The 4,047-nt window shown below is 72.5% G+C and carries 2 protein-coding genes, 1 tRNA gene and 1 pseudogene; 3 read left to right on the top strand and 1 reads right to left on the bottom strand.

The window, feature by feature from the left end; all coding sequences use genetic code 11:
- Positions 1 to 158 precede the first annotated feature (158 nt).
- From V7793_RS34435 to V7793_RS34425, 3 genes and pseudogenes are all read left to right on the top strand, one after another.
- Positions 159 to 311 (top strand): annotated as a pseudogene (locus V7793_RS34435) (FAD-dependent monooxygenase); the annotation flags it as partial.
- A 264-nt stretch (positions 312 to 575) separates the two neighbouring features.
- Positions 576 to 1,673, top strand: a complete 1,098-nt coding sequence (locus tag V7793_RS34430; RefSeq protein ID WP_336013634.1) for a PP2C family protein-serine/threonine phosphatase — start codon at positions 576 to 578, stop codon at positions 1,671 to 1,673.
- 325 nt (positions 1,674 to 1,998) lie between these two features.
- Positions 1,999 to 3,501 (top strand): SulP family inorganic anion transporter, encoded by a 1,503-nt coding sequence (locus V7793_RS34425; protein ID WP_443058056.1) that lies wholly within the window; start codon positions 1,999 to 2,001, stop codon positions 3,499 to 3,501.
- A gap of 170 nt (positions 3,502 to 3,671) precedes the next feature.
- On the opposite strand, the gene V7793_RS34420 is transcribed toward V7793_RS34425, so the two are convergent.
- A tRNA-Pro gene (locus V7793_RS34420) sits at positions 3,672 to 3,748 on the bottom strand.
- Positions 3,749 to 4,047 lie beyond the last annotated feature (299 nt).

The following is a 4,047-nucleotide window of genomic DNA, read 5'->3' as shown; positions in this document are numbered from 1 at the left end:
AGCCGTTCCCCGGGCGGATCCGTTCCCCGGGCGGATCCGTTCCCCGGGCGGGCGGGGCGCCGACCCCGCGGCCGACCAGCCGCCCGTAGGCGGCCGGGCGACCATGGGAAGTACGGGACGGGTCCGCAGGCCCGGCCCGGAGAGGTACCCGTGGCCCCGTGGCGCACACGCGAACGACCGACGTACTGATCGCGGGCGCCGGCCCCGTCGGGCTGAGCGCGGCCGCCGGGCCCCGCAGCCGCGGAGCGGGCTGCCGGCTCGTCGACCGGCTGCCGGCCCGCCTCCCGTTCGCCAAGGCGGTCGGCATCCAGCCGCGCACCCTGGAGATCTGGGACCGGATGGGCCTGGCCCGTACCGTCATGGAGGCCGCCCCGACGGCCCCACCGGCTTCCTCGTCCGCCCGGACGGCCACCTCGGCGCCCGCTTCCCCCTCACCGGCACCGCAGCGGCCCTGTCCGGCTACCGCAGGGCCCCGTCCGCACCGGCATGAAGCAGGCGGAGCGGATACTCCGGGTGGGCGCAAATCCGTCCCCAAAGGACCCATATATCCGTATTGCCTGGATATGCTATGCATCATGGTCAAGCCTGGACAGCTGCGACTCCGTAGTCCCCACGGCCCGGGGCCCCTCGTCCTGCTGTCCCCGGTGATCCTGACCGTGGTCATCGCCGGCCTGGCGTACTCCACGCCCCCGGACATGGCCTTCAGCCGCATCCTGCCCGCGGCCCCGGCCCTCGCGGCCGCCATGTGGCCCGTCCTGCCCACGGTGCTGCTGGGAACGGTCTGCTTCCTGCTCATGATCGGCCTCAGCCTCGTGTTCCCCGGCCTGGGGGCGTGGTACACGGTGGCGGGCATCGTCGCGGTCACCGTGGCCGCCGCCTACGGCAGCCACGTCCGCCTCCAGCGGGAGCAGGCCCTCTTCCAGGTCCGGCTCGTCGCCGACGCGGCACAGAAGGTGGTCCTGAGCCCGATGCCGCGCCGCTTCGGCGCCGTCGAGATCGAGGCGCTCTACCTCGCCGCCGCCGCGGAGGCCCGCATCGGCGGCGACTTCTACGAGGCGGTCACCACGCAGTACGGGGTCCGGCTGCTCATCGGCGACGTGCGGGGCAAGGGCCTGGCCGCGGTGGGGACGGCCGCGGCGGTGGTCAACTCCTTCCGGGAGGCCGCCCACGACGAACCCGACCTGGGCGGCGTCGCACGCCGCCTGGAGGCCAGCAGCACCCGCTACAACGCCTCGTTTCCCCCCGACGACCTGATGGAGCGCTTCACCACCGCCGTCCTCGTCGAGATCCCGTACGGGGAGGACCGCATCAGGATCCTCAACTGCGGGCATCCCCCGCCGCTGCTCCTGAGCCGTGAGGGCCTGCGCGTCCTGAACCCCTCCTCGCCGTCACCGCTCCTCAACCTCGCGGACCTGATCGGCGATTGCTACAGCATCGACACCTTCGACTTCACCCCGGACGACCAGCTGCTCCTCTACACCGACGGCGTCACCGAGGCCCGCGACCGCAACGGCAGTTTCTTCCCGCTGGCGGACTGGATGAGCCGCCGGCCCCCGGCCCGGCCCCGCGAACTCCTGGACGGCCTCCACCGCGACCTCCTCCGCTTCAGCAACGGAGGCCTCGACGACGACATCGCGGCCCTGGCCGTGTGCCTGCGCACCGGCCGGCCGTGACCGACGCCGAAGCCCGCCGGTACCGCGCCGGGACCCGGCCGGCACGGGCGCCGATCACGGCCGGGCCATCAGGCCGGTAAAATCGGCGCGGGTGGGACCTCCCGCGCGCCGTCTTCGTGAGGACGGAGCCCGGGTGCCCGGCAGAAGGCCCGAGCGGCTGCCGGAGTCACCGGGGATCCGCCCGGCGCCTTCCGGCCCGGCTCCCACGGGCCGCCCGTGGGTGCCGCCCCGGCCGCGTCCCCCACGCCATCCCGCACACCCCGGGCCGCCGATGCGGCGGACGACGCACCGGGGGTGTGCCCGAGCACGACAGGTACCTGCCTCCTTGTCCTCTTCCGCACTGTCCCCCGCCGCGCGGCTGCGCGCCCTGCGTCCCGACTGGCTGGGCGATCCGAAGGTGTGGCGCACCGAGGTGCTGGCCGGTCTGGTCGTCGCACTCGCGCTGATACCCGAGGCGATCTCCTTCTCGGTCATCACCGGGGTCGATCCGGCGATCGGGCTGTTCACCTCGTTCACCATGGCGGTGACCATCGCCTTCGTCGGCGGCCGCCGGGCGATGGTCTCCGCGGCGACCGGCGCCGTGGCCCTGGTCATCGCCCCGCTCAACCGTGAGCACGGCCTGGGCTACCTGCTGGCCGGCGTCATCCTCGCCGGCGTCTTCCAGGTGGCCCTCGGCGCGCTCGGGGTGGCGAAGCTGATGCGGTTCGTGCCGCGGTCGGTGATGGTCGGCTTCGTCAACGCGCTCGCGATCCTGGTCTTCATGGCCCAGGTGCCCGAGATGCGGAACGTGCCCTGGGCCGTCTACCCGCTGATCGCCGGCGGCCTGGCGCTGCTCGTGCTCCTCCCGAGGATCACCACGGCCGTACCGGCCCCGCTGGTCTCCGTCGCCGCCCTCACCTTGATCACCGTGGCCGCGGGCATCGCCGTGCCGACCGTCGGCGACAAGGGCGACCTGCCGTCCTCCCTGCCCGTGCCGGGCCTGCCGGACGTGCCGTTCACCCTCGACACGCTCACCACCGTCGCCCCGTACGCCTTCGCCACGGCGCTGGTCGGCCTGATGGAGTCGCTGATGACGGCCAAGCTCGTCGACGACATCACCGGCACGCCCTCCTCCAAGACCCGCGAGTCCGTCGGCCAGGGCATCGCCAACATCGTCACCGGCTTCTTCGGCGGCATGGGCGGCTGCGCCGTGGTGGGCCAGACGATGATGAACGTGAAGGTCTCCGGCGCCCGCACCCGCCTGTCGACGTTCCTGGCCGGCGCCTTCCTGCTGGTGCTGTGCCTGGCCCTGGGGCCGGTCGTCTCCGAGATCCCCATGGCCGCCCTGGTGGCCGTCATGATCATGGTGTCGATCGCGGCGTTCGACTGGCACTCCGTCGCCCCGGGGACGCTGAAGCGGATGCCGGCCGGGGAGCTCACCGTCATGGCCGTCACCGTCGCCTGCGTCGTGGTGACGCACAACCTGGCGATCGGCGTCGTGACCGGCTCGATCACGGCCATCGTCGTCTTCGCCAAGCGCGTCGCCCGCCTCGCCGACGTCACCGCCGCCACCGGCCCCGACGGCACGTCCGTGGTCTACCGGGTCACCGGCGCGCTGTTCTTCGCCTCGTCCCACGACCTCGTCGGACGGTTCGACTACGGGGGCGACCCGGACAGGGTCGTCATCGACCTCTCCGCCGCCCACATCTGGGACGCCTCGTCCGTCGCCGCCCTGGACGCGATCGAGAACAAGTACGCCCAGCACGGCAAAACAGTCGAACTCACGGGCCTCAACCGCCCCAGCGCCGCCCTGCACGACAAACTCACGGGCGAACTCACCGCCCCCTGAACGACGAAGCGCCCCCGGGCGAACCCCTCCATGGCCCGTCGAACCGGGCCATGGAGCAGCCGTCCCGGCGGCGCCGCGGCCTTGCGGCGACCGCCTCACGACAACGCCGCAGAAACGGAAAAGGCCGCTTCCTCATTACGAGGAAACGGCCTCTGACCTGCGAAAATCGCTGGTCGGGACGGCGGGATTTGAACCCACGACCCCTTGACCCCCAGTCAAGTGCGCTACCAAACTGCGCCACGTCCCGGTGCTTGTCCGGCCCGGGCTCTCGCCCTTGCCGACCGCGCACGAGAACAATACCGCACTTCACGGGGTGATCGCGCACGGCTCCCATGGGGCGATCGACATGAAATACCCCTTTTGTACGGCTTGGCGGGCGCCGCCGCCCCCTCCCGCGCCGTGCGGTGTTGACCACCCTCCCGTCCCCCGTGGGAGCATCGGGCTCCCGACGCCGCTCGCGCTGCGCTGCAACTCCCCTTGCCCAGGAGGACAGTTGGCCACCTCGGACGTTCCGGCCCCCCGTTCGCCCCTCCCCTCCCGCTCCGC

Origin of the sequence: Streptomyces sp. KLMMK (genome assembly GCF_036961605.1) — a bacterium.
Taxonomy (GTDB): Bacteria; Actinomycetota; Actinomycetes; order Streptomycetales; family Streptomycetaceae; genus Streptomyces; species Streptomyces telluris.
The sequence above is the reverse complement of the archived record's forward strand: the minus strand, read 5'-3'. Positions and strand labels throughout refer to the sequence as shown.

Coding starts and splice junctions, on each gene's coding strand:
- V7793_RS34430 (WP_336013634.1), top strand. CDS start 576: ATGGTCAAGCCTGGACAGCTGCGACTCCGTAGTCCCCACGGCCCGGGG.